This is a genomic window from Agrobacterium sp. 5Ca50, from assembly GCF_055381905.1.
The window spans coordinates 3165116-3190197 of record NZ_AP026438.1 but is presented as its reverse complement, the minus strand read 5'-3'; the positions used below and the strand labels follow the sequence as shown (position 1 = coordinate 3190197).

17 protein-coding genes are annotated in these 25082 nt (G+C 54.6%); 11 read left to right on the top strand and 6 right to left on the bottom strand.

The window, feature by feature from the left end:
- Positions 1-68: 68 nt before the first annotated feature.
- The 10 genes from ACZ5FM_RS15380 (at position 69) to ACZ5FM_RS15335 (ending at position 12245) form a co-directional block, all read left to right on the top strand.
- Positions 69-455 carry an AGROH133_08824 family phage infection protein gene (locus tag ACZ5FM_RS15380; RefSeq protein WP_464039158.1) on the top strand — a complete coding sequence of 129 codons (387 nt, stop codon included), beginning with the start codon at positions 69-71 and terminating at the stop codon, positions 453-455.
- Between the two features lie 261 nt (positions 456-716).
- Positions 717-1283: a F0F1 ATP synthase subunit delta gene (locus tag ACZ5FM_RS15375; RefSeq protein ID WP_192490391.1), complete on the top strand. Its 567-nt coding sequence runs from the start codon at positions 717-719 to the stop codon at positions 1281-1283.
- Entirely contained in the window at positions 1283-2812 is a 1530-nt protein-coding gene (atpA, locus tag ACZ5FM_RS15370; protein ID WP_464039157.1) for a F0F1 ATP synthase subunit alpha, read from the top strand. Before ACZ5FM_RS15375 ends, atpA begins: the two co-directional genes overlap by 1 nt.
- 28 nt (positions 2813-2840) lie before the next feature.
- Positions 2841-3719, top strand: coding sequence for a F0F1 ATP synthase subunit gamma (locus ACZ5FM_RS15365; RefSeq protein WP_192490389.1), 879 nt, complete (start codon positions 2841-2843; stop codon positions 3717-3719).
- 24 nt (positions 3720-3743) lie between these two features.
- The gene (gene atpD / locus ACZ5FM_RS15360) at positions 3744-5201 is read left to right on the top strand and encodes a F0F1 ATP synthase subunit beta (protein ID WP_192490388.1); all 1458 of its coding nucleotides are present in this window, start codon (positions 3744-3746) and stop codon (positions 5199-5201) included.
- 75 nt (positions 5202-5276) lie between these two features.
- Complete coding sequence (locus tag ACZ5FM_RS15355) at positions 5277-5687, top strand: F0F1 ATP synthase subunit epsilon (protein ID WP_250984301.1); 411 nt, start codon at positions 5277-5279, stop codon at positions 5685-5687.
- Between the two features lie 254 nt (positions 5688-5941).
- Positions 5942-6766, top strand: a complete 825-nt coding sequence (gene fdhD / locus ACZ5FM_RS15350) for a formate dehydrogenase accessory sulfurtransferase FdhD (protein WP_464039156.1) — start codon at positions 5942-5944, stop codon at positions 6764-6766.
- Between the two features lie 69 nt (positions 6767-6835).
- Positions 6836-8221, top strand: coding sequence for a sigma-54-dependent transcriptional regulator (locus ACZ5FM_RS15345; RefSeq protein ID WP_464039155.1), 1386 nt, complete (start codon positions 6836-6838; stop codon positions 8219-8221).
- Positions 8214-10235 carry a sensor histidine kinase gene (locus ACZ5FM_RS15340; protein WP_464039154.1) on the top strand — a complete coding sequence of 674 codons (2022 nt, stop codon included), beginning with the start codon at positions 8214-8216 and terminating at the stop codon, positions 10233-10235. Before ACZ5FM_RS15345 ends, ACZ5FM_RS15340 begins: the two co-directional genes overlap by 8 nt.
- A 354-nt stretch (positions 10236-10589) precedes the next feature.
- Positions 10590-12245: an OFA family MFS transporter gene (locus tag ACZ5FM_RS15335; RefSeq protein ID WP_464039153.1), complete on the top strand. Its 1656-nt coding sequence runs from the start codon at positions 10590-10592 to the stop codon at positions 12243-12245.
- Between the two features lie 57 nt (positions 12246-12302).
- Here the strand turns inward: ACZ5FM_RS15335 and ACZ5FM_RS15330 are convergent, their stop codons facing one another.
- The 6 genes from ACZ5FM_RS15330 to ACZ5FM_RS15305 all read right to left on the bottom strand — a co-directional run bounded on the left by ACZ5FM_RS15330 (position 12303) and on the right by ACZ5FM_RS15305 (position 23450).
- Positions 12303-14096: a methyl-accepting chemotaxis protein gene (locus ACZ5FM_RS15330; protein ID WP_275643681.1), complete on the bottom strand. Its 1794-nt coding sequence runs from the start codon at positions 14094-14096 to the stop codon at positions 12303-12305.
- A gap of 304 nt (positions 14097-14400) precedes the next feature.
- Positions 14401-14877, bottom strand: a complete 477-nt coding sequence (locus tag ACZ5FM_RS15325) for a chemotaxis protein CheW (RefSeq protein WP_192490381.1) — start codon at positions 14875-14877, stop codon at positions 14401-14403.
- Complete coding sequence (locus ACZ5FM_RS15320; RefSeq protein WP_259149573.1) at positions 14877-16664, bottom strand: methyl-accepting chemotaxis protein; 1788 nt, start codon at positions 16662-16664, stop codon at positions 14877-14879. The genes ACZ5FM_RS15325 and ACZ5FM_RS15320 overlap by 1 nt, the downstream gene beginning before the upstream one ends.
- Positions 16665-16905: 241 nt before the next feature.
- Complete coding sequence (locus ACZ5FM_RS15315) at positions 16906-21063, bottom strand: translocation/assembly module TamB domain-containing protein (protein ID WP_464039152.1); 4158 nt, start codon at positions 21061-21063, stop codon at positions 16906-16908.
- 39 nt (positions 21064-21102) lie between these two features.
- Positions 21103-23028: an autotransporter assembly complex protein TamA gene (locus tag ACZ5FM_RS15310; protein WP_464039151.1), complete on the bottom strand. Its 1926-nt coding sequence runs from the start codon at positions 23026-23028 to the stop codon at positions 21103-21105.
- A gap of 173 nt (positions 23029-23201) precedes the next feature.
- A complete protein-coding gene (locus ACZ5FM_RS15305) occupies positions 23202-23450 on the bottom strand; it encodes a YMGG-like glycine zipper-containing protein (protein ID WP_192490377.1) in 249 nt (82 codons plus the stop codon).
- Between the two features lie 368 nt (positions 23451-23818).
- Between ACZ5FM_RS15305 and hemA the strand changes: the two genes are divergently transcribed.
- A complete protein-coding gene (gene hemA, locus ACZ5FM_RS15300) occupies positions 23819-25036 on the top strand; it encodes a 5-aminolevulinate synthase (protein ID WP_259149577.1) in 1218 nt (405 codons plus the stop codon).
- The last annotated feature ends 46 nt before the right edge of the window (positions 25037-25082 follow it).

Genomic DNA, 25082 nt, shown 5'->3' with positions numbered 1-25082 from the left:
ATTCCGATTTTTAGGTCAATATTGTAAGTCGGCAAGTGAAACTGATTTGAAGCGAGGGGCTGGCAATCATGGAATTTTACTTTCCAACCGAGTTTGGAGAACAATTGGCGTTTTTGGCTGCATCGGTCTCAGCCCTGATCGGGTTATTGATGTTGTTTGCGCCTGGTGTGACCTTGCGCCTCTTTGCATTGCAATCCAGCCGTGAGCGCAATGACGGGTTTGTGCTGATCCGCTCCTCGCTGGCTGGCTTTTACCTGGGACTTGGCGCTGCTGCTTTGCTGCTCGCGCAGCCTATGGTCTATCTCGCGTTTGGTGCCGCATTCGGTCTTTCAGTGTTCGGTGCAGTGCTTTCCATCCTGTCTGACGGTGGCACGACATGGCGAAATTGCCTACTTATGGTTGTAAATTTTCTACTTGCTGCCTTGCCGTTACTCTATGTTTTTGGAATAGTGTGAGGCTGGCTGAAACGCCCAAGGTGTGGCGCTTTTGGCAAAGGAATGGGGATTTCGTATTTTTTTCTGCTTTCCTGTTGCCCTAAAGCCTTATTCCGTTATTACCCGTGTTGCGAGTCCCGGCATCCTATGCTAGACGGACCGCGAAATTCGAAAAGGTGAGGGGGATCACTTTAGCCTTTTTCGGGGAAATTGAAACGATTTCAAGAATTTGGCAAAGTTGCTGACGCGACTTGTCTTTCTTGGATGATAAGCAGGGAAAAAGTGCCAGTGGCAGACACCTCCCATGGAACATCCGGTGTAGCGGAAAGGTATGCGTCGTCGCTTTTCGAGCTTGCTCTTGAGGCGGGTGTTGTAGAGGCGGTTGGGGCCGATCTCGATGCATTCCAGTCGCTTCTCGACGAGAGTGACGATTTGAAGCGTCTGGTAGAAAGCCCGGTATTTTCGTCTGAAGATCAGGGCAAGGCCATCGCAGCTATCTGCGAAAGGGCCGGCCTGAAGACGCTTGCTGCGAACTTCCTCAAAGTTGTCGCCAAGAATCGCCGTCTGTTTGCCGTTCCTGGCATGGTACGCGCTTATCGCGAAATCGCTGCCGCACACCGTGGCGAAATTACTGCCGAAGTTACTTCGGCACATGCGCTCGATGCAGCGCAGGAAACTGAACTGAAGGCGGCGCTGAAGAGCGTTACTGGTAAGGATGTAACGGTTTCAGTAACCGTTGATCCGTCAATCCTCGGTGGCCTTATCGTCAAGGTTGGCTCCCGTCAGATCGACACGTCTCTTCGCACCAAACTTTCCACCCTTAAGCTTGCACTGAAAGAGGTTGGCTGATGGATATCCGCGCCGCGGAAATTTCCGCAATTCTGAAAGATCAAATCAAAAATTTCGGCAACGAGGCTGAGGTCTCGGAAGTCGGCCAGGTTCTGTCCGTTGGTGACGGTATCGCTCGCGTTTACGGCCTTGACAATGTTCAGGCTGGTGAGATGGTCGAGTTCCCAGGCGGCATCCGTGGTATGGCGCTGAACCTCGAATCCGACAATGTCGGTGTGGTTATTTTCGGTTCTGACCGTGACATCAAAGAAGGCGACACCGTTAAGCGGACCGGCGCCATCGTTGACGTTCCTGTCGGTCCTGAGCTGCTTGGCCGCGTGGTCGATGCTCTCGGTAACCCGATTGACGGCAAAGGCCCGATCAATGCCACGAAGCGCGCTCGCGTTGACGTAAAGGCTCCTGGCATTATTCCACGCAAGTCGGTTCATGAGCCGATGTCCACAGGTCTCAAGGCTATCGACGCCCTGATCCCAGTTGGTCGTGGCCAGCGCGAACTCGTGATCGGCGACCGCCAGACCGGCAAGACCGCGATCATTCTCGACACGATCCTCAACCAGAAGGCCATTCACGACAATGGTCCTGACGGTGACAAGCTTTATTGCGTATACGTTGCTATCGGTCAGAAGCGTTCTACCGTTGCCCAGTTCGTTAAGGTTCTGGAAGAGCGTGGCGCACTGCAGTACTCGATCATCGTTGCCGCTACGGCTTCCGATCCTGCTCCTATGCAGTATCTGGCTCCGTTCGCTGGTTGCGCAATGGGCGAATACTTCCGTGACAACGGTCAGCATGCGCTGATCGGTTACGACGACCTTTCCAAGCAGGCTGTTGCCTACCGTCAGATGTCGCTTCTTCTGCGTCGTCCTCCGGGCCGCGAAGCTTATCCTGGCGACGTTTTCTACCTTCACTCCCGTCTTCTCGAGCGCGCTGCAAAGCTCTCCGACGAAATGGGCGCAGGTTCGCTGACCGCTCTGCCGGTTATCGAAACCCAGGGTAACGACGTTTCCGCGTTTATTCCGACCAACGTGATCTCGATCACCGACGGCCAGATCTTCCTTGAAACCGACCTGTTCTATCAGGGTATCCGCCCGGCTGTTAACGTCGGTCTGTCGGTTTCGCGCGTTGGTTCTGCTGCTCAGATCAAGGCCATGAAGCAGGTTGCTGGTTCGATCAAAGGTGAGCTCGCTCAGTACCGCGAAATGGCCGCATTTGCTCAGTTCGGTTCGGACCTCGATGCCTCCACACAGCGTTTGCTGAACCGTGGTGCACGTCTGACGGAACTCCTGAAGCAGCCACAGTTCTCGCCGCTCAAGACGGAAGAACAGGTTGCCGTGATCTTTGCTGGCGTGAACGGTTACCTCGATAAGGTTGCTGTGAACCAGGTTGGCAAGTTCGAGCAGGGTCTGCTGTCCTACCTCCGTTCGGAAGGCAAGGGCATTCTCGACACCATTCGCACGGAAAAGGCTGTTAGCGATGACACCAAGAGCAAGCTCAAGGCTGCTCTGGATAGCTTCGCAAAGTCTTTCACCTGATTAGGGTTCACACTGGGACGGATAACGGATGCCTTCACTAAAGGATCTGAAAAACCGCATTGCCTCGGTCAAGGCGACACAGAAGATTACCAAGGCGATGAAAATGGTCGCCGCGGCGAAGCTTCGTCGTGCGCAGGAGGCTGCTGAGGCTGCCCGGCCATATTCACAGCGCATGAGCGCCGTTCTGTCCAATATCGCTCAGGCGGTTGAGGCAGACGTAGCTCCTGCACTGATGACCGGTACCGGCAAGGACGACGTGCATCTGCTCGTCGTCTGCACAGCCGAGCGTGGTCTTTGCGGTGGTTTCAACTCACAGATTTCCCGTTTTGCTCGTGATCGTGCGCGTAAGCTGATCGCCGAAGGCAAGACGGTCAAAATCATGACCGTTGGTAAAAAGGGCTACGATAGCCTGCGTCGCGAATTCGCATCGAACATCATTGAGCGCGTTGAACTGCGCGAAGTGAAGAAGATCGCTTTCGAAAATGCCGACCAGATTGCCAAGAAGATCATTGCGCGTTTCAACGCCGGTGAATTCGATGTCTGCACGCTGATCTACTCCGAGTTCAAATCGGTTATCAGCCAGGTGCCGACAGGCTTGCAGCTTATTCCTGCTGCTGCGCCGGCCGCTGAAGTCGAGCAGACGGCAACGACTGCGATTTATGAATACGAGCCGGATGCGGCTTCCATTCTGGAAGACCTTATTCCGCGCAACATTTCGGTTCAGGTTTTCCGGGCATTGCTCGAGAACGTTGCTGGCGAAATGGGTGCCAAAATGAGCGCGATGGATAACGCAACGCGCAACGCCGGTGAAATGATCCACAAGCTGACATTGTCTTACAACCGTCAGCGTCAGGCTCAGATCACCAAGGAACTGATTGAAATCATTTCGGGCGCTGAAGCGCTCTGAGGTTAAGGAAAGAGGGTAAGGATAATGGCTAAGGCAGCTACCCCCAAGAAAACCGCAGCGAGCACAACCGCGACTGGCAAAGTTACGCAGGTTATCGGCGCTGTTGTCGACGTGGCGTTCGAAGGCGACCTGCCTGCGATCCTCAACGCGCTTGAAGCTGACAACATGGGCAACCGTTTGGTTCTCGAAGTTGCACAGCACCTCGGCGAAAACGTCGTTCGCACGATCGCCATGGACTCGACCGAAGGTCTGGTTCGCGGTCAGGCCGTTCGTGACACCGGTTCTCCGATCACCGTTCCGGTTGGTCCTGAGACGCTTGGTCGTATCATGAACGTTATCGGCGAGCCTGTTGACGAAGCTGGCCCGCTGGTCACTTCCGGCAAGCGCGCTATCCACCAGGAAGCTCCGTCCTACGTCGACCAGTCGACTGAAGGCCAGATCCTGGTTACCGGCATCAAGGTTGTTGACCTTCTCGCTCCTTACGCAAAGGGCGGTAAGATCGGCCTGTTCGGCGGCGCTGGCGTTGGCAAGACCGTTCTCATCATGGAACTGATTAACAACGTGGCCAAGGCGCACGGTGGTTACTCGGTATTTGCCGGCGTGGGTGAACGTACTCGCGAAGGTAACGACCTTTACCACGAAATGATCGAGTCGGGCGTTAACAAGCACGGCGGTGGTGAAGGCTCCAAGGCTGCTCTCGTTTACGGCCAGATGAACGAACCACCAGGCGCACGTGCACGTGTTGCTCTGACCGGTCTGACGATCGCTGAAGACTTCCGTGACAAGGGCCAGGACGTTCTGTTCTTCGTGGACAACATCTTCCGCTTTACGCAGGCTGGTTCCGAAGTGTCCGCTCTGCTCGGCCGTATCCCTTCTGCTGTGGGTTACCAGCCGACGCTTGCAACCGACATGGGCCAGATGCAGGAACGCATCACCACAACGACGAAGGGTTCGATCACTTCGGTTCAGGCTATTTACGTACCTGCCGACGACTTGACCGACCCGGCACCAGCAACCTCGTTCGCCCACTTGGACGCAACGACCGTTCTGTCGCGTTCGATCGCTGAAAAGGGTATTTACCCGGCTGTTGACCCGCTCGACTCCACATCGCGTATGCTTGACCCAATGATCGTTGGCGAAGAGCACTACGAAGTGGCTCGTAAGGTTCAGTCGACACTGCAGCGCTACAAGGCTCTTCAGGACATCATCGCCATCCTTGGCATGGATGAACTGTCTGAAGAAGACCGTCTGGCTGTTGCCCGCGCTCGTAAGATCGAACGCTTCCTGTCGCAGCCGTTCTTCGTGGCTGAAGTCTTCACCGGTTCGCCGGGCAAGCTGGTTGCTCTCGAAGACACCATCAAGGGTTTCAAGGGCCTGGTAAATGGTGACTACGATCACCTGCCAGAAGCAGCATTCTACATGGTCGGTTCGATGGAAGAAGCTATCGAAAAGGCAAAGAAGCTGGCTGCTGAAGCTGCCTGATAATGCTTTAAGAAGGGCGCGTGGCTTTTCCACGCGCCTTTGTCTGTCGCGCAACAAAACAAGAAGTGAATAGCCATGGCCGACACTTTCAAATTCGAACTTGTTTCTCCGGAGCGCCTGCTCGTTTCCGAAACGGTTACTGAAGTCGTCATTCCAGCCACTCTGGGCGAAATGACGGTGTTGGCAAACCATGCGCCGGTAATGACGACGATCAAGCCTGGTCTCGTTTCGGTGAAATTTGCCTCTGGTGAGACACACAAGTACGTGGTGTTCGGTGGTTTTGCCGACATTCTGCCAACAGGTTGCACATTGCTTGCTGAATCTGCTGTTTCGGCTGATGAAATCAGCCCTGACACATTGCAGAAGCGTATTGATGCAGCGAAGGCAGAAATCGAAGGTGGTAGCCACCACCACGAGCACCTGACCAAGCTTGAAAAGCACCTCTACGAACTGACGAACCTGCATGAGGTTCTCGTCGCTGCTTGAAAGCACCGGGCGGGTTCGAAAGAATGACTGCCCACAAAAAATGAGAAAAAAGCGGCCGTTTCGGTCGCTTTTTTGTTTTTAGACTACCCATGTTCAGCTGCTACTATCGTCGCTGTTGCGAATTTGCGCTTTGATGCGCCCTAGCTCTTGGGTAGAACTAGGCTCCAATTTTGATGAAAGCCAATGGCAAGTGCGCGTGATGCTGCCAATTGTTCCGGCTTTTGTCGCATGCAGGCGAATAGGGCTGTTATCTGATGGAAACCTCGCGGAAAGTCATACGCATATCACGGCACGCAGGTGTTTTGGCGCAAGCGACACGTGCGGTTCCCGAGGAGGTGCCAATCGCCTTTTCTTATGGCGGTTCTACCCATGCAGTCATGATGGGAACGCCGGCGGACTTAGAAGACTTTGCCATTGGTTTCAGTCTGACCGAGGGCATCATCCGTGATGTCTCCGAGATCGTTGACGTTGAAATCCTTGCGGCCGATCAGGGTTACGATGTGCAGGTGATGCTTGGAGATAATCAGGCTGATGCACTGCGTGCGCGCCGTCGTCATATGGCAGGGCCAGTCGGCTGTGGCCTCTGTGGAATTGAATCGATCGAGCAGGCACTTCGTCCGGTTCCCGACGTTTCAACTGCCACGCTCAAAGCGACGTTTGATGACATTGTGTCTGCGATCACGCTGTTGTCGGACGGGCAGTCACTTAATCGGGAAACGCGCGCCGTGCACGGCGCCGGCTTCTACCTGCCAGGTGAGGGATTGCTGGCTGTCCGCGAAGATGTCGGGCGGCATAATGGCCTCGACAAGTTGGTTGGCGCTGTCCTTCGTGCTGGCCGCCGTGGCCGCGACGGTATGATTGCGGTTACAAGCCGTGTTTCCGTCGAGATGGTGCAGAAGACTGCTATTCTTGGCAGTCCCATCCTCCTGGCGATCTCGGCGCCCACTGCACTTGCCATCGAGACGGCGGAAAAGGCCGGTGTGACACTGGTGGCATTGGTGAGGGGTGAGGACTTCGAAATTTTCACCCATGCTCACAGAATTGTTGAGATCGCAGCGGGTGCGGATATCGGGTCCTGATTTTGCTTTTAGGCGCCGCTCTGCTATTCGTCATTTTTAAGCTGATAGCGGATGTCGCAGGAGAGTGATGTGCAACACGAAGTGGTTTCAAAGCCGCAGGCCGCGGCTCAAGAATCCGATTTCGGACCGTGGCTCGCCAAGGCATCTATTCTTGTGGTGGACGATGAGCCAGGCATGCGCAATTTCCTTGTGCGCACGCTGGAAAGCCGCTGCAAATTTATCGACGAAGCATCAGATACGGTTGAGGCCAGCCACAAGCTGGATGAGCGTCATTTCGACATTGTAATTCTCGACAATATCATGCCGAAGAAAACCGGTCTTGAATGGCTGGCAGAGCAGCGCTCCATCGGCCTTTATGCCGAAACGATCCTGATGACGGCATATGCCGATCTGGATACGGCGATACAGGCGATCCGCGCCGGTGCGGCGGATTTTGTGCTGAAACCGTTTCGGTCAAACCAGATCCTCAATGCCATAACTCGCGCGCTGGACCGCATCCAGTTGCAGCGGGAGAACTTTGCGCTCAAATATGAGCTGAGGGCCGCGTCGGATCACATCTATCTGCGTGATCGGATTTTCGGTAGCTCTGCGACCATTCAGCAGACACGTGAAATGATCAGTCGCGTTGCACCCTTGCCAACGTCGGTGTTGCTGACAGGTGAGTCCGGGACCGGCAAGGAAGTGCTGGCGCGTTCCCTTCACGAACTGTCCGACCGGGCTGGTAAACCCTTCGTGCCGCTCAATTGTGCGGCTATTCCCGCTGACATGCTGGAAACAGAATTGTTTGGCCATTTGAAGGGCGCTTTCACGGGCGCGGATTCCCGGCGCGAGGGTCTTTTCCTGCATGCGCAGGGTGGCACGCTGTTCCTTGATGAAATCGGTGAAATGCCGGTGGCGCTACAAAGCAAGCTGCTGCGCGTCATTGAAGATCGCAAGGTTCGGCCGGTTGGTTCCGAGCGCGAAGTGCCGATCGATATTCGCTTTGTGTTTGCCACCAATGCCGATCTTGCCAAGGACGTTGAAAAAGGCCGTTTTCGCGCTGACCTTTATTACCGCATCAACGTCATGCAGGTGCATCTCGCGCCGTTGCGTGAACGTGAAAAGGATGTTCTTGAACTGACCGATCTGTTCATGAACAAGCTGTCGCGGCAACTCGGCATGCCACCCGTGCAGGTCGATGATGCGATCAAGGCGGCTTTGCTCGCCTATAACTGGCCCGGTAATGTTCGTGAGTTGCGTAACCTGATTGAACGTACCCTCATTCTGGGCCGCTTTCCTGCGGACCTACGTGGCGGTATTTCTGCGCCTGCCAGCAATGCCACGCTGGAAGAGGTTGAGCGCCGCCACATATTGAGTGTGCTCGACGAGGTTGCTGGCAACCGTGATGAGGCGGCAAAACGGCTTGGCATTTCCCGCAAGACCATTGATCGCAAGCTGACCTCCTGGCATGGCTGATCTGCAACATCAGCCAAAAGCCGTCAGCCCGGTTCGCTCCGTCCGCGTTAAACTGCTGGCGATTGCCCTTTTACCAACCCTGGTGATTTTGCCGCTACTGCTGGGCGTGACGATGGTGCGTTGGGGCGCCAAGTTCGATTCACTTCTGATCTCCAAAGTGCATGGCGATCTGACCATCGCGCATCAATATCTGTCGACCATTCTCGAAAACACCGGCGAACGTATTGAATCCATTGCGACTTCTGCGCGGCTTCAGGATGTCTTGCAGGATGATACAGCGACACAATTGGGTGGTTATCTGGAAGAAAGCCGCGAAAAGCTGGGGCTCGACTTCCTGTTTATCATTGACCCTGAGGGGCGGGTTACCGCCAGTGCCGGAACGGAAGTGTCGCGTGTGCGGGTCAATTGGCCCGTGCGGGCCAAGGCGCTGCAGGGAAAAGCCGCTTACGCATTCGACATTTTTTCCAATGACGAGTTGGGAGAGATTTCCGCTGCGCTGGCGCAACGTGCTCGCCTGGAGCTTGTAAAGACGCCAAATTCTGGGCAATCGGAACAGCTTTGGGAAACACGCGGTCTCGCCATTCACGCCGCCAGTCCGATTGATGTTTCGCCTGGCCGGCGTCTGGCTCTTGTCGGTGGCAAACTTCTCAACCAGAATCTCGATTTCATCGATACGATCAATGATCTGGTCTACAAGGAAGCCAGTCTGCCGGAGGGCAGTCAGGGTACGGCAACGCTGTTTCTGGATGATGTCCGCATCAGCACCAATGTCCGTCTTTTCGAAGGGAAGCGGGCATTGGGAACGCAGGTATCCAACGCCGTGCGGACTGCGGTGCTGGGTGAAGGGCGCGTATGGCTCGACAGCGCCTTTGTCGTAAACGACTGGTATGTCTCCGCCTATGAACCGCTGGTCGACAGTTACGGCAATCGTGCGGGCATGCTCTACGTCGGATTTCTGGAAGCGCCCTTTGCCCGCGCCAAATATGAAACGGTCGCCGCGGTCATTATTGCATTTTTTGCGATAACCTTGATGAGCATTCCGGTGTTCTTGCGGTGGGCGCGCAGCATCTTCAAGCCACTGGAAAGAATGACCGAAACCATCGCCCGTGTGGATGAGGGCGATCTTGGTGCGCGAACCGGGCTGCCTGCCACGCATGATGAAATCGGGCAGGTGGCCGTGCATCTGGATGATTTGCTGCAACGGTTGCAGGAACGTGAAGGGGAACTGCGGGCCTGGAATGAAGAGCTCAATGTCCGCGTTGACGAACGGACGCGGGAATTGCAGCTTGCTAACCATCAGTTGGAAGCCACCACGAAACAGCTGGTGATTTCTGAAAAGTTGGCCACGGTAGGAGAGATCACCGCCGGCGTTGCCCATGAGATCAACAATCCGATTGCCGTCATTCAGGGCAATCTCGAGGTGGCGCGTTATCTGATCGGTGAAAAGGCCGATCTGGCCAAAACCGAGTTTCGACTGATTGATGAGCAGGTCGAGCGCATAAGCCGTATTGTCACCAAGCTGCTGCAATTTGCGCGACCAGAAGAATTCGCCGGTTATGTTGAACGGCATGACCCGGCCCATATCATGACCGATACCATGCCACTGGTTCAGCACGTGCTGAACCGCAGCGGTATCAATGTCGTGCGTGATGACAATGTCAGCCGGTTGGTGTTGATGAACCGCACCGAGTTGCAGCAGGTGCTGGTCAATCTGATCGTCAATGCCGCTCACGCAATGCCGCATGGCGGCACGTTAGGTCTTGGCTGCCATGATGCAGAGCGTGACGAGCGAGCTGGTGTTGTGCTGACAGTGTCCGACACCGGTATCGGCATGGATCAGGATGTTCTCGCTCGAATTTTTGAACCGTTTTTCACCACCAAACGGCAGGAAGGTACAGGGCTTGGTCTATCGGTCAGCCAGATGCTGGTGATCCGTCAAGGCGGTATCATTACCGCTGAAAGCACGCCCGGAACAGGAACGACCTTCACGGTCTGGCTACCTGAAGCGCAATAAATCTTCCATATCAGACCTGCTGTCCGGGCGCGATTTTGTCGCACCACCTGGACACTTTGTCGCATCGCCACGGACATTTTGTCCGAAATGCGGCGGAATTGTATTCTAATTCATTGTAATTCCGTGGTTTTATTTTTGGCACGATCTTTGCAGTTGTCAAAACGCAATTCGGAACAAGCGAAATGGGCGGGTTTTAGGAGAGGCCGCTCAAGCCGCGTCAGGGTCGGGGTCCATGACACGCAAGCCTGATCAAATGTCCCATGCCGGTGTGTGCTCACCGCCGGTCGGAACAGCCGAATAAATGACAATAACCGTATTCGCGTGGCGTCCAGCCGGGTCGAATGGAGGAAACACATGACTGCTACGAACGAGACTTTCACTGGCAACGCAGCCGGTATCGGCTTCCTTGACCGTGAGCGCATTATCGCCAAGCCTGGCTTTAACCGCTGGATGGTGCCGCCTGCTGCGCTGGCCATTCATCTCTGCATCGGTATGGCCTACGGCTTTTCCGTGTTCTGGCTGCCTTTGACCAAGGCAATCGGCATCAACCAGTCCGTCGTCTGCTCGGACATGGGGCTTGCGACTGCCCTGTTCACCACTAGCTGCGACTGGCGCGTCAGTGACCTTGGCTGGATCTACACGCTGTTCTTCGTTCTGCTGGGCTGCTCGGCTGCGATTTGGGGCGGTTGGCTTGAGCGCGCTGGCCCACGCAAGGCCGGTTTCGTATCGGCTGTGTGCTGGTGTGGTGGCATGACCATCGCTGCCATCGGTATCATGACCCACCAGCTGTGGCTGATGTGGTTCGGCGCCGGTGTTATCGGTGGTATTGGCCTTGGCCTCGGCTACATCTCTCCGGTTTCGACCCTGATCAAGTGGTTCCCTGACCGTCGCGGCATGGCGACCGGCATGGCGATCATGGGATTCGGCGGTGGTGCCATGATCGGTGCGCCGCTTGCGGATGCGCTGATGCGCCATTTCCGTACCGATGTATCGATCGGTGTTTGGGAAACCTTCCTGGTCATGGCTGCGATCTACTTCGTGTTCATGATGGCTGGTGCATTTGGCTACCGCATTCCACCTGCTGGGTGGAAGCCTGAAGGCTGGACAGCGCCTGCTGCCAAGAGCTCAATGATCACGACCCGCCACGTTCACCTGAAGAACGCGCACAAGACAAAGCAGTTCTGGATGATCTGGCTGGTACTGTGCCTTAACGTTTCGGCTGGTATCGGCGTACTCGGCATGGCTTCGCCAATGCTGCAGGAAATTTTTGCCGGTTCGCTGATTGGTCTGCCTGATGTCAAGTTTGCTGATCTGAACACGGAACAACTGGCGTCGATTGCAGCGATTGCTGCCGGTTTCACCGGTTTGCTTTCGGTGTTCAACATTGGTGGCCGTTTCGTATGGGCCTCCATGTCTGACCGTATCGGCCGCAAGGCAACCTACTTCACCTTCTTCGCACTCGGTATCGTACTCTACGCATCTGCCCCTTGGGCTGCAGGTCTCGGCAACAAGGCGCTGTTCGTGGGCATGTTCTGCATCATCGTGTCGATGTATGGCGGTGGTTTTGCGACTGTTCCAGCCTATCTAGCCGATATCTTCGGTACGCAGTTCGTTGGTGCTATCCATGGTCGTCTGCTGACGGCATGGGCAACAGCCGGTATCATCGGTCCTGTTGTCGTGAACTACATCCGTGAAGCACAGATCGCAGCGGGCATTCCACGCGCGCAGGTCTACGATTTCACCATGTATATTCTGGCGGGCATGCTGGCTGTTGGCCTCATCGCCAACCTGCTGGTGAAGCCGCTGGATGCCAAGTGGTACATGTCTGATGAAGAAGTTGCAGCCTTACAGGCCAAGACCAAGGCCGTGGACACCGGTCCTTCCGGTTCGTTCGGTATTGGCAAGGGTGGTCTCGACGCCAAGGCACTGATTGCCTGGGCCGTTGTCGGTGTTCCGATTGTGTGGGGTATCTGGATTACCCTGCAGAAGACTTTCGTGCTCTTCGTATAATAAGAAAAGGCGGCTTTCGGGCCGCCTTTTTTGTTTCTGGATGTACGCGCTACAGCGTCAGAATTCTGTCCATTGATCGGCGCGCTCTGCAGGCATGGCTGATGTGGCGTGCCGCAGACTGGCAACCATCTTATGTACCGGTGATGCGACCTGCTGGTGTCTGCTGACAACGGCATGTGGGGTCGGTGCTTCATAGGCCTGTGCCTGAGCATTGCCGATACGGAACTGGGTCAACAGCTCCCGCAATATTTCCGATTCGCGCGCCAGACCGTGGCTGGCGGCAGTCGTTTCCTCAACCATTGCCGCATTCTTCTGCGTTGCCTGGTCCATCATGTTGACGGCCTGGTTGATTTCCGCAAGGCCGTTGGCCTGTTCGCGGGCCGCTTCGACAATCGCCGAGACATTGACGTGGATCTGGTCGACCTGATTGGCGATTTCTCGCAGCACGCCGCCTGTCTGACCAACAAGTTCGACACCATTGGCGACATGGTCGCCTGAGGTATTGATCAGGTTCTTGATTTCCTTGGCAGCACTGGCAGACCGTTGTGCCAGTTCGCGTACTTCCTGCGCGACGACGGCAAATCCTTTGCCTGCCTCGCCAGCACGTGCCGCCTCAACACCGGCATTCAACGCCAGGAGGTTCGTCTGAAACGCAATGTCGTCAATCACGCCGATGATGTTGGTGATCTCCTTGGAGGAGCGAGATATCTCATCCATGGCGCCAATTGCCTTGTCGACAATCGCACCGGAGCGTTCGGCATTGTTTTTGGTGGAAGTTACCAGCCTTCCGGCATCGTCGGCGCGCAGACTGGAATCCTTGACTGTTGTGGTGATTTCTTCGAGTGCTGCGGCGGTCTGTTCGAGTGAGGCAGCCTGCTGCTCGGTTCTTTGCGCCAGCTGGTCCGCAGCCGTGCGGATTTCAGAAGAACCTGCGGCAATTGTTGTCGCGTTGTGGGCCACCGTCTGCATGGTGTTGCGCAGTTTGGCGATGACTTCATTAAAGTCGTGCCGAACTCTTTCCATGCTGGGCACAAAGGCAGTATCGAGATTTTGCGACAGTTCTCCATCGGCCAGGGCTCTGAGGCCGTCGCCAAGTGCAGTAATTGCGCTCATGCGTGGGGTGACGTCTGTCGCAAATTTGACGACTTTGACGACGGTGCCCTTGTCGTTGAAAATTGGGTTGTAGGCTGCCTGTATCCAGACTTCCTTGCCACCTTTGCCAAAGCGAACAAATTCATCGGCAATAAATTCGCCCTGTGAAAGGCGCTGCCAGAATTGGGCATAATCGGATGTCGCAGCATAGTTCGGCTCGCAAAACAGGCGATGGTGTTTTCCCACGATCTCCGAGAGGTCGTAACCCAGTGTTTTGCAGAAGTTTTCATTGGCGGTGAGAATTTCACCAGTTGAGGTGAACTCGATCACCGCCTGTGATTTGGAGAGGGCATTCAGCTTGCTGGCATCTTCGACCGCTTTTTGTTTGACGGCGGTGATGTCGGTCGCCAGCTTGATGACCTTGTAAACTTTGCCGGAGCGGAAAACCGGATTGTAAGAAGCCTGTATCCAGATCTCGCGTCCGTCCTTGCGGATGCGCTTGTATTCTTTGGTGTCGTGTTTTCCCGCCGACAGGTTTTGCCAGAACTGGGTGTATTCGGCAGATGCGCTGTAATCTGGCTCACAAAACATGCGGTGATGTTTGCCAACAATCTCGCTCAGGTCGTAACCGAGGGCTTTGCAAAAGTTTTCATTGGCATTGAGGATTACGCCGTTTGGGGTGAATTCAATCACGGCCTGCGATTTAGATATGGCATCAACGATATTTCTGGCATCACTGACTTTATGCAGGCCGAACATTGTACCCTCCCGGAAACAGCGAAAGTGAGAGCGTTTACTTTCGCTTGGCAGCGTTATCGCGATTCATTCGCTGACAGGGAGAAAAATCATCAATCTCCAATATAGTGATTAGAACATTAGAATATTAAAATGTAATTGATGCATTGTTGCTTGAAGCTCTTTTTAATACAGAAAGAAACAGGGGGATTTTAGCTGTTTGACACAAACAAAAACCGCCACGAATGGATCGTAGCGGTTTAAAATCATAGGACGTTTGGAAAGATGATCTCGCTCGCGATGTGTGGCGTAGCGTGATGCATGTTTCTTATGCTGCCAGATCTTCGATCTCGTTGCCCTTGAACATCTTTGCGAGGTTCAGGAAGCAGATCATGCCATGTTCGTTGGCGATGATGCCTTCGGAGAAGGACTTGTCGAAAGAAGCTGATACTTCCGGCACAGGCTGAACCTGATTGGCAGGAATTGTCAGAATGTCGGATACGCGGTCAACCAGCATGCCGATGACCATGTTGTGAACTTCGGCAACCACGATGGCGCTACGCTCATTGGCAACGGTGCTTTTCATGCCGAGTTTGTAGGCGAGGTCAATGATCGGAATAACAGAACCGCGCAGGTTCATCACGCCAATCACGTCAGCTGGGGCGTGCGGGATCGGGGTGCATGGCGCCCAGCCGCGAATTTCGCGGATTGTGGTCGTCTTCACGCAGAATTCCTGATCGTGCAGGCGGAATGCAATAATTTCCAAAGTGTCGCTGCCGAAGTTTGTAGAATTAATCGTCGCCATCAGAATTCTTCCCAATCTTGCTGTACTTGCGCCAAAGCAAGAGAACCATGTGTTCTGGCTGCTGGTGTGGCAACCGTACCGCGTGCTCTTGATGCCAAGGGCTGCACATCCCCTTTCACATCATTCCTTTTAACGTGAGAGTCTTGCGTAAATCTAAATTGTCTTAGCAAATTACGTAAAGATTCTGCTTCTTTTGCCAAACCGTGGCTGGCGGCGCTGGTTTCTTCCACCACGGCCGCGTTCTGCTGGGTATTGGCATCGATGGAGTTGACCGCAGAATTGATTTCTTTCAATCCAGTCGCCTGCTCGCGGGTCGTTTCAATCATGGCTGCGACATTCTGATTGATCTCGGCCACCTGACGAACGATTAACTCCAGTGATTTGCCTGTCTCATCAACAAGCGAAACACCATTGGCAACCTGCTCGGTTGATTTGGTAATCAGCGCCTTGATTTCCTTGGCGGCATTGGCGGAACGTTGCGCCAGTTCACGCACTTCTTGTGCGACCACGGCAAAGCCCTTGCCAGCCTCACCGGCACGAGCTGCCTCCACGCCAGCGTTCAGCGCAAGCAAATTGGTTTGGAAGGCGATCTCATCGATAACGCCGATAATGTTGCTTATGCCCTTGGACGATTGCTCAATCTCGTCCATGGCCGCAATGGCGTTGTTGACGACAGTCCCGGAAAGCTCGGCGCCGCTCTTGGCCTTCGCGACCAGTTGCCCTGCCTCTTCCGCTCTGCGGCTGTTGTCAGTAACCGTTTGGGTCATTTCTTCCAGTGCGGCTGCGGTTTGCTCGACAGCGGCTGCCTGTTTCTCCGTCCGTTCGGCTAGAGAGCTTGAGGCAATGCTGACTTCATGTGAAGCACCAGCAATGCCCGTCGCATTGTCTGAGACAACTTTCATGGCGTCGCGCAGTCTGGCGATCGATCCGTTAAAGTCTGTGCGCAGTTTGTCGAGGGCAGGGATGAAAGGTGTGTTGAGCTGCGTCGTCAAATCGCCATTGGCGAGGCCGGTCAAACCATCAGCGATTTCATTGACGGCGCGAACGCGTTCCGTCACGTCGGTGGCAAACTTCACGATCTTGAAGACATTGCCTTCCTCATCAAGAATTGGATTGTAGGATGCCTGAATCCAGACGGGTTTTCCGCCTTTACCTATGCGCTTGAATTCCTGGGCAATAAATTCTCCAGCTGCCAGTTTTTTCCAGAAGGTCGCATAGTCGGCACTGTCGCGGAATGCTGCTTCGCAGAACATGCTATGATGTTTGCCCTTTATCTCTTCAAGCCTATAACCTAGACAGTTCAGAAAGTTGCTGTTGGCCGTAATGATCTGGCCGGTGGTGGTAAATTCGATAATAGCCTGAGCGCGTGAGATGGCATTTATCTTACCCGCATCCTCGGCTGATTTGAGCTTTGCTTCGGTAATTACAGTGGCAATCTTGATAACGCTCTGGACCTTGCCGCCAATGATCACAGGGTTGTAGGAGGCCTGTATCCAGACTTCGGTGCCGCCCTTGCCGATGCGCTTGTATTGTCTTGCATCCGCCTTGCCGTTCGCCAAATCCTGCCAGAACTTCCTGTAATCCTGACTGCCACTATATTTGGGGTCACAGAATATACTGTGATGTTTGCCGATGATTTCGGCGGCTGAATAACCAAGTGCGCGGCAGAAATTGTCATTTGCAGACAGTATCTTCCCGGATGGATCAAACTCAATCATCGCTTGAGTGCCGCCAAGGGCAGTCAAAACAGCTTTTGCATGTGATCCCGGAAAAAATGACAAGCTCATGGGTGGCTCCCGTCTCCGCGAGGCGTTGTACAATTGAAAGTCCGGAAGCGTTTCCATTGATTGAAACGTCAGGACTCAATGTTATGTTTGGGGTGTTTCCTGAATATGCGAAATCAACTGACGATTTTTATACAAAATCATCATTAAAAAATTATAAATAATAACAATAGGGTATTTTTGATATATTTATATTTGCAATATTATGAAAATATAAACTTATACATAAGCAGTACATAAGGGATCAATATTCTTTTTCGTAGAATATACCTGCTGCGCCACCGCCATCTGCGCCTGCTTCACCCCGTAGTTTGACGCCTCTGCCAACATCCAGATTGATCACAGCCTTTGCGCCTGAACTGCCACTCTGTTCCAGTTCAAGATAGGTGCGGTCATTGATGTATTTCCCGGCAGATACTTTCGCGTCACCCTTTTCGTCGGTGGAGATATCAAGATCATCGACGCCAAGATTGCTGCGCAAACTGTTGAACAGCGACGTGGAACGTCCGCCGGCAAGCTGGCTTGCAGCATCTGCCAGACGGGCAATCTGAAGGGCAGACAGTTTCGACATGGACTGACCGAAAATAAGCTGTGCCAGCACTTCATCTTGCGGCAGTGCCGGAGACGAGGAGAAGGTAATTGCCGGATCATTGGCAAGGCCTGAAACAGAGACAGTAATAGTTGTCGACCCGGAGGCGGAATCGGCTGCCATATCCAGAACCGGTACCAAGCCCCCACCGAAAGTGATGTTGCCGGTGGTGAAGTCCAGTCGTTTGGTCAGGACTTCGAGCCTGCCACGCTTCATGGTAAAGCCACCGGATACCACGGGATCGGCAGCGGTGCCGCGTACCACCAGATTGCCGGTCAGTTCGGCATCGACGCCGCGACCGCGCACGAAAATGCCGTTGGGCGCATTGATGTTGAGGTCGAGACCAATGGTGGAGCTGCTGCCATTGGACTCATCCGCCTGCATGTTGCTGACCTGTTTTTTCACCGCAGGTGGCGCATTGCGATGTTTGATATCGATAGCGGTGAGCGAGGCTGGCAAGCGTTCAGGAATGGTAATGGCGCTCTTGTCCAGCGTCAGTGTTCCCGCAAGCACCGGGTTGGCGAGCAATGCGCCCTTCATGGTCAATGTGCCGCTGACAATAGTGGTGACCAGTGTGCCGTCATTATAAGCGGCGCGGTCCAGCACGATCGATAGGTCGGCCGGGAAGTTGGATGCCGGTGTGATGCCGACTGAACCGGAGGCTGAGATCGTACCACCGGCCGCAAGCCTGCCGGACAAGCGCGAAATGACGGCGCGGTCACGATCAAAGGTGATCGTGGCACCAAGATTGTTGACGGTCAGGTTTCTACGTACATCGGTCAGCTGGGTGCCATCGGTTGAAACCGTGCCGGTTATCGATGGGGCTGCAGCGGTGCCGGATATATTGAGATCAATATTGGCACTGCCGGTCACCGACAAACCCTGTTCGGCTGTTTGTGCTGCAACGGCTGCAAAGGGCAGATTACCCTTGAAGGCCAATGATAATGGCTGGTTGCCGGAGATACCAACTGAGCCGCCGCCGGACAATGACAGTCCGCCCTGACCGGTTAGTCCGGTTGTGATGTTCAGCAGATTGTCGGCAAATGTACCATCGGCCTTGATGCTGAGTGGTGCAAGGCCCGCCGCACGTGTCTGGCTTACAACGGCGTTGTTCCAGCTAAGGTCATAACTGATAGATGGATTTGCCGCGGCACCTTTGGCGGTGACCGTGCCGGAGATATCGCCGGATGCGTCAAGACCACCGGCGAAGGCATTGGCAAGGCTGGCCGGCAAAGAACGGATAACAGCGTTGATATCAAGGTTTGAGCCTGCCGAGCCATTTACTTCAATGCGGCCATTGCCGGTCTGAATGGTGAGGCCGTTGATGCGCGCCGTACCATTGTCGACAGTGATATTGGTCGGTTGTGCCAGCTTGACCGGGATACCACGCGGAGCGGCGGAAAAGTCCCTGATAGCGACAGTCAGCGGTTGTTTGCCGGTATCGACGCTGCCGGATGCCAGAAGTGGCGCATTGTCGTATCGGGCATTGAGGTTGAAGCCTGTTGCGGACCCGGCATGGGTAATATCCAGCTTCAGTCCGCTGATCGTGTTCGCGCCGGCATTTATCGCCTGTGCAGTCAACGTTCCCTGTGCCGCCAAGGCCTTCAGGTCGCTGACAGCGATATCGGCTGCGAGGTTTGAAATTCCATTCGTACCTTGGCTCAGCGATTTGCTGTTGGCCTTCAGAGTGATTGCCGTCGTTGTCGCATTGCTGTTGAAGACAGCAGTACCTTTCAAATCACCTGCGGCCTGCTGGGCTGCCAATGCGGCGAGCAACGAGACGTCAGGAAAGTCGAACGCTAGAGTACCGTTGGGCTGGAAGGTCGGCGTAAAACGCAGATCACCTGTCAGGCTGTTGGGTCCTATGTCGACGCGCAATGACGGCAGAGCCGTTCCATTCTGGTCCTGAACCAGAGCGGCCTTAGCTTCGATTGGCTGGCCATCCAGCGTGCCGCTCGCCGCAATGTCTGCTTGCGGTGCCGCGGGGTCGGCCTTACCGCTGGCGGTCAGTGCAAATGCTTCGAGCGAACGCCCGGCCATCGTGGCACGGGCCGAGTTCAGGCTGGCCTTGAAATCCGGTGTAGCAAGCGGGCCTGTCGCTTCCACGGCAAAACCGGCTGCCCCCTGTGCGTTGGCCAGCAGTTTTTCGAGAGCAAGGAAACGTCCGCCGATCTTGGCCTGCACTATGCCGTTGTCGAGCAGCAGATTACCATTCGCTTCGACCAGATCCGAGCGAACGACAAGGTTTTCGAGGCTTGTTTTGCCGCCGATGACAGCGTTGACATATCCCTCGACCGCAATGGTTTTTTCGATCTTTTGTGCCAGTGCCTCAGGAAGGATCTGCGGCACTGCGAACAGGCGCAGATTTGCGGAAACGGTTTTGCTGTCCAGTGTATAGGTGCCGCTGGTGGTGCCGCCGATGCTGGCGCTTTCCAGTGTCGCGGCTTCAAAACCGATAGCCGTTGGAGACAGGCGCAACGGTGCCTTCAACGTGGCGGGTGCCTTGACCAGACGGTCGAGGTCCGGGCTGACCAGCGCCGAACCATCAACGGAAACCGTCGTGTCGACCGTTCCGGTAAAGGCTGCGAGATTTAGGTCCTTGCTTGCCGCAGATAGCTTGATGCCATCCAGACGTCCCTGCGGAATTTCCACAGATCGCAGTGCGGCGGCGACATTCAAGGCTGCAGCCTGCGCGTTGCCGCGCAACGAAATATCGGCGCCATCGATCAGAAGCCGTGCCTGAACACCATCCATCGGCAAACGGAAATCAACAGGGCCATTGGTGCCAATCAGGTTGGCGCTCAAGTCGTTCATGCCTTGCGGATCAACCGTGCCGGAGGCCGCCAGCAGCAGCGCGCCGGTTGTCAGATTTCCGGTTTCAATGTCGATACGGCCGTTCGGATCGAGTGCGACATTGAGGTCGATCTGCGTTTCGCCATTAAAAAGCTGGCGGTACAGCGGGGGCAATAGCATGTCCGGCTGACCACCGCCGGTCAGCGCAATACGGCGCACGCCGGTATCGGCAAGTTTATGCTGGCCGGTCAGGCTCAGGATGCGATTGCCATCGACGGCGCCGACCAATTGGCCGCTCCAATCGGACAGTGGGCCTTGACCATCAATGTCAAGCGAAACAGCGGGGGCGCCGGGCAATGCCAGAAGGTTTGCCAGCATGCCGCCCTGTGGTTCGCTTAAATTAGCCTTGAGTTGCAGAACATTCTGCTCGGGCACATAGGTGAAATCGGCCGTGATGCCTGCCTGTGGCACATCCTTGCGGTGAACGGCGATGTTGGCGGCCATATCTTTGGACGATGCCTTGGCATTGCCTGACGCTACCAATTCAAACGGGCGTCCAGCCAAGGCTTCACCAAGCTTGATGTCATCGAAAGTCAGGTTTTTGATATCGACTGCAATCGGCAGCGAGAAACTACCGCTTTCCTGTTTTGCCGGTTGTTCAGATGGCAAGGGAGTGCGGTCAAATTCGATTGTGCTGGCTGAGACCAGATCTGCGCGGAAGGTGCCGGTGAGCAGCGCGGTCGGAGACCAGTCGACAGCAATGCCATTGATACGGGCATAGACACCTTCGCGGTCGGACAGCACGACGCTGTCAAGGCGCAGATTTCCGGTAAGGAGACCCTGTGGGGCGGAAATCTCAACCTTTTGATCGGCTGTGGAAGCAAGCGATGAAATCTGGCGGGCCGCAAAACTTGAGCCCGATGCGGTAAAGCCTATGAACGAGACAAACAAAACAAGAAACAGCACCAACCCTGCGGCGATGTATAAAACCCATTTTAAAGGTTGAAGCAGTTTCTTCATGGTGGTGTTTTGCCTTGTTTCGGACGAACTGCAGCACGATCAGAACGATTGACCGATACCGGCGTAAATGCCGTAACTGTTGCCGCCATCATATTTGTCGAGAGGCATTGCAACATCCAAACGCAATGGACCGAAAGGAGTTGCATAGCGTAAGCCGATGCCTGCGCCTGCTCTTATATCTGAAAAATCCGGTGTCATGCGGGTAGAAACCGCTGCCGCGTCGATAAATGGTACAAGACCGATTGTTTCGGTGATCTTGATACGGGCTTCTACGGAGCCAAGAACGTAAGAGCGACCACCTGTTGCATCGCCATTGGCGTTATAGGGTGAAATTTCCTGATAGCTGTAACCACGCACCGAGCCGCCGCCACCGGCATAAAAACGTCGAGTTGCAGGTACATCCTGAAGGTCACTTGCACCCACCAAAACGCCCGCGCCAAGTTTACCGGCAAGCACAACGCGATCTTCTTGTCCAAGTCCCTTATAGGCGGTGGCTGAGCCTTCAAAGGTCGAGAAGAATGTGCCGTTCATCGCTTCATAGCTGGGCTTGGCGGCAATGGCTGCACGGAAGCCGGTTGTCGGATCAAGCTTGTTGTCACGGGTATCCCGCACATATTCCAGCGGTATGGATGTCGTCAGATACTTGTTGTTGCCATAGGCATCATCGGTATCCGTCCAGCTGACCTCAAGTCCTGCCGCTGCAGTATCGGTATCATTGACCTCATAACTGAAGCCTGCAGCACCTGTAATTGTCTTGGCTTCATAGGTGTCAGGATGCTCGGTCTTGGCAATAAGGCTTGCTTTGAATGTTGCCGAGGGATGGAAGACGCCTGGCTTCGTGAAGGTAATGCCAGCGGAATAATCCATGCCTTCGACGCTGGATGCCTCACCCAGTCGCGAAACAGAACCTTCGATGCGAAGGGTTTCCGCCTTGCCAAACAGGTTGCGGTGGCCCCAATAGCCTTGCAGGCCAGCACCTTCGGTTGTCGAGAACTGCGCACCGAGGCCAAAATAGCGGTGTTTTCCTTCGGACACTTCGATGGTCAGTGGCAAGGAGCCGTTGGCCGCGAGTTGCTCGGATTCACGAACTGTGACGCTGGAGAAGACACCAAGCTGGCGCAGCCGCTCGGATGCCTTGCGCAGGCTTTCCGGCGAATAGGGCTGTCCGGCATTCAGTCTGGAGTAATAACGAATAAAGTCCGGATCAACGCTTTGCTGACCCTTGATGCCGATCATGCCAACCGGTGCGACTGGCCCCGCTTCTGCCGCCATCGTCACATCAACGGTGTTGGTAGCGTGGTCGGCGACCGCCTGTCTTTTGGTCAGCTTGGCCAGCGGGCGGCCTTCGGATTTCAGCTGCTCAATCAGCTTTTCGCCACCACGGATAATATTGAGCGAGCCGGCCTTGCCGCCGCGCGCCAGACCAAACTCTTCCAGGTTGCGCCCAGCGGCGTCACCTTCCAGAATTATGTTGCCAAGAGTAAACTCCGGGCCTGGTGTGATCTGGATATGCACAGGAACCGGCTTTGAATGGTCAAAGACCGGATTAGGGGGAAGATTTTCAATGTCCGTGCCAGCGATACTGACTTTGACGACACCGGAATAACGGGCATTTTCATAAAGAGAGGCGACGAGACGGTCGCGGTCGTCGCGCGCCTTTATGACGAGGCCAAGATCGCCCGATACGGGTTTGTCCTGATCGGAAATCAGAAACGACGCGTTTTCCAGATTTTCGTAGAACTTGGGATCAACGAGCGGAACATCCATGCTTGCGCTGTAGCGAACCGGATTGATGATCTCGAGTTCCGGTTCGTCTGATCCCCAAAGCGTAATGCCAAACAGCTTGAACGCGTTCGCTTCCCGCACAAACGCAGGGTATAAAACCACTGCTGCCGCAACCGCCAGTGCGGTGCCTGCCTTCCGGTACGCAATACTCAATCTCGGGTCAGTCCGTTTTGTCGGCATCTGCTACTTTATGGTTGAGCATTTATTATCGCTCTCACCGGTTTCCCGTTCGTTAATATAATAATCTAAGCATAAAAGACGGATTTTGATACGCAGAATCAACTTTTCCGATGTTAAAATGCAAAAGCCCCGGAAAACCGGGGCCTGCATTCTGCATAAATCTGCAATCGAGATTAGCAACGGTCTACGTAGCGGTTACCATAACGGTCACGGTAGTAGCATTTGCCAGGTTCATTGGCATTACCAATGAGCGCGCCGCCAACACCGCCGATAGCAGCGCCAACTGCTGCGCCGCGAACGTTACCGGTGATTGCGCCACCGAGAACAGCTCCGGACACGGCACCGATTGATGCGCCTTTTTCAGTTTGTGTGCAGCTTGCGAGCGCCAAGCCAACCAGTGCAAATACGATGGCCTTCTTCATTTACTCTCTCCAACGTTACAATGAGCCTCAGCTCCGATAGGCGTCCCAGTTTTTTATGCGGTGACTGCTTGTCCTCCGACCGCTACGGATTGCTTTAACAATTCACCGTCATTTATGGAAGCCTGATTAGCTGGCTGATGAACCGGAATTGCCGACAGGTTTCAAACGCACGCTGCCGGTTTTCGTTCCAATCTTTTTCTGAATTTGATGTGAATCAAGTTCAAGCCATCGCGAAAGCGCTAAAAGAAGTATATTGGAATCGTTCAAAAGAGTAGGCGAATTGCCGCAGGCTATGTAAAGTTGGTCTGTCGGGGTTGACGGTTCGAAGGGGAGAACTCAAAACTCCCTCAAGAATTCTGGAGCAAGGCATGGATTTCGAGGCATATTTCAAGGGCGAACTGGACAGCTTACACACAGAGGGGCGGTACAGGGTATTTGCGGATCTGGAACGCCATCAGGGGCAGTTCCCGCGGGCCACTCGCTACAACGCAAATGGTGAAAAGCGCGACGTAACAGTCTGGTGTTCTAACGACTACCTCGGAATGGGGCAGAACCCGAAAGTTATCGAGGCCATGAAAGCGGCGATCGATCACTGTGGCGCGGGTGCGGGAGGCACCCGGAATATTTCTGGTACCAGTCACTATCACGTCCTGCTTGAGCAGGAACTTGCTGACCTGCACGGCAAAGAAGCTTCACTGATCTTTACGTCTGGCTATATTTCCAACTGGGCAACCCTTGGAACGCTCGGACAGAAAATTCCTGGTCTGATCATCTTCTCTGACGCGCTGAACCATGCGTCGATGATTGAAGGTATTCGGTATGGCAAGTGCGAAAAGGTCATCTGGAAGCATAATGATCTCGAAGACCTCGAGGCAAAGCTGAAGGCTGCTGATCCGAAGGCGCCAAAGCTGATCGCGTTTGAATCCGTCTATTCGATGGATGGCGACATTGCCCCGATCAAGGAAATCTGTGATCTGGCCGACAAATATGGCGCAATGACCTACCTGGACGAAGTGCATGCCGTTGGCATGTATGGTCCGCGCGGCGGCGGCATTGCCGAACGCGAAGGTCTGATGCATCGCCTCACCATCATCGAAGGGACGCTTGGCAAGGCATTTGGTGTAATGGGCGGCTACATTGCCGGTTCCACAGCACTTTGCGACTTCATCCGCTCGTTTGCTTCGGGCTTCATTTTCACGACTGCGCTTCCGCCATCATTGGCTGCGGGTGCCGTGGCGTCCATCCAGCACCTGAAGTCCAGCCCGTTTGAGCGTGCACGTCATCAGGACCGGGTTCGCAAATTGCGCACACTCCTGGATGCCAGCGGCATTCCGCACATGCCAAACCCGAGCCATATCGTGCCTGTCATGGTTGGCGATGCTGCCAAGTGCAAATGGATTTCGGATATTCTGCTGGATAACCATGACATCTATGTCCAGCCGATTAACTATCCCACGGTGCCGCGCAAGACAGAGCGTCTGCGCATTACACCGACGCCGCTGCACAGCGATGCGGATATTGAGCATCTGGTGGGTTCGTTGCATCAGTTGTGGGCACGTTGCGCACTGGCACGTGCCGTCGCGTAAGATAAGGCCTCGCCTTAACCTACTAATACATTTGGAATGGCCGCCT

Bases quoted from the DNA above. Each gene is read 5' to 3' on its own strand.
- ACZ5FM_RS15380 (WP_464039158.1), top strand. From the start codon at position 69: ATGGAATTTTACTTTCCAACCGAGTTTGGAGAACAATTGGCGTTTTTG.
- atpA (WP_464039157.1), top strand. From the start codon at position 1,283: ATGGATATCCGCGCCGCGGAAATTTCCGCAATTCTGAAAGATCAAATC.
- ACZ5FM_RS15365 (WP_192490389.1), top strand. From the start codon at position 2,841: ATGCCTTCACTAAAGGATCTGAAAAACCGCATTGCCTCGGTCAAGGCG.
- atpD (WP_192490388.1), top strand. From the start codon at position 3,744: ATGGCTAAGGCAGCTACCCCCAAGAAAACCGCAGCGAGCACAACCGCG.
- ACZ5FM_RS15355 (WP_250984301.1), top strand. From the start codon at position 5,277: ATGGCCGACACTTTCAAATTCGAACTTGTTTCTCCGGAGCGCCTGCTC.
- fdhD (WP_464039156.1), top strand. From the start codon at position 5,942: ATGGAAACCTCGCGGAAAGTCATACGCATATCACGGCACGCAGGTGTT.
- ACZ5FM_RS15340 (WP_464039154.1), top strand. From the start codon at position 8,214: ATGGCTGATCTGCAACATCAGCCAAAAGCCGTCAGCCCGGTTCGCTCC.
- ACZ5FM_RS15335 (WP_464039153.1), top strand. From the start codon at position 10,590: ATGACTGCTACGAACGAGACTTTCACTGGCAACGCAGCCGGTATCGGC.
- ACZ5FM_RS15330 (WP_275643681.1), bottom strand. From the start codon at position 14,096: ATGTTCGGCCTGCATAAAGTCAGTGATGCCAGAAATATCGTTGATGCC.
- ACZ5FM_RS15325 (WP_192490381.1), bottom strand. From the start codon at position 14,877: ATGGCGACGATTAATTCTACAAACTTCGGCAGCGACACTTTGGAAATT.
- ACZ5FM_RS15320 (WP_259149573.1), bottom strand. From the start codon at position 16,664: ATGAGCTTGTCATTTTTTCCGGGATCACATGCAAAAGCTGTTTTGACT.
- ACZ5FM_RS15315 (WP_464039152.1), bottom strand. From the start codon at position 21,063: ATGAAGAAACTGCTTCAACCTTTAAAATGGGTTTTATACATCGCCGCA.
- ACZ5FM_RS15310 (WP_464039151.1), bottom strand. From the start codon at position 23,028: ATGCCGACAAAACGGACTGACCCGAGATTGAGTATTGCGTACCGGAAG.
- ACZ5FM_RS15305 (WP_192490377.1), bottom strand. From the start codon at position 23,450: ATGAAGAAGGCCATCGTATTTGCACTGGTTGGCTTGGCGCTCGCAAGC.
- hemA (WP_259149577.1), top strand. From the start codon at position 23,819: ATGGATTTCGAGGCATATTTCAAGGGCGAACTGGACAGCTTACACACA.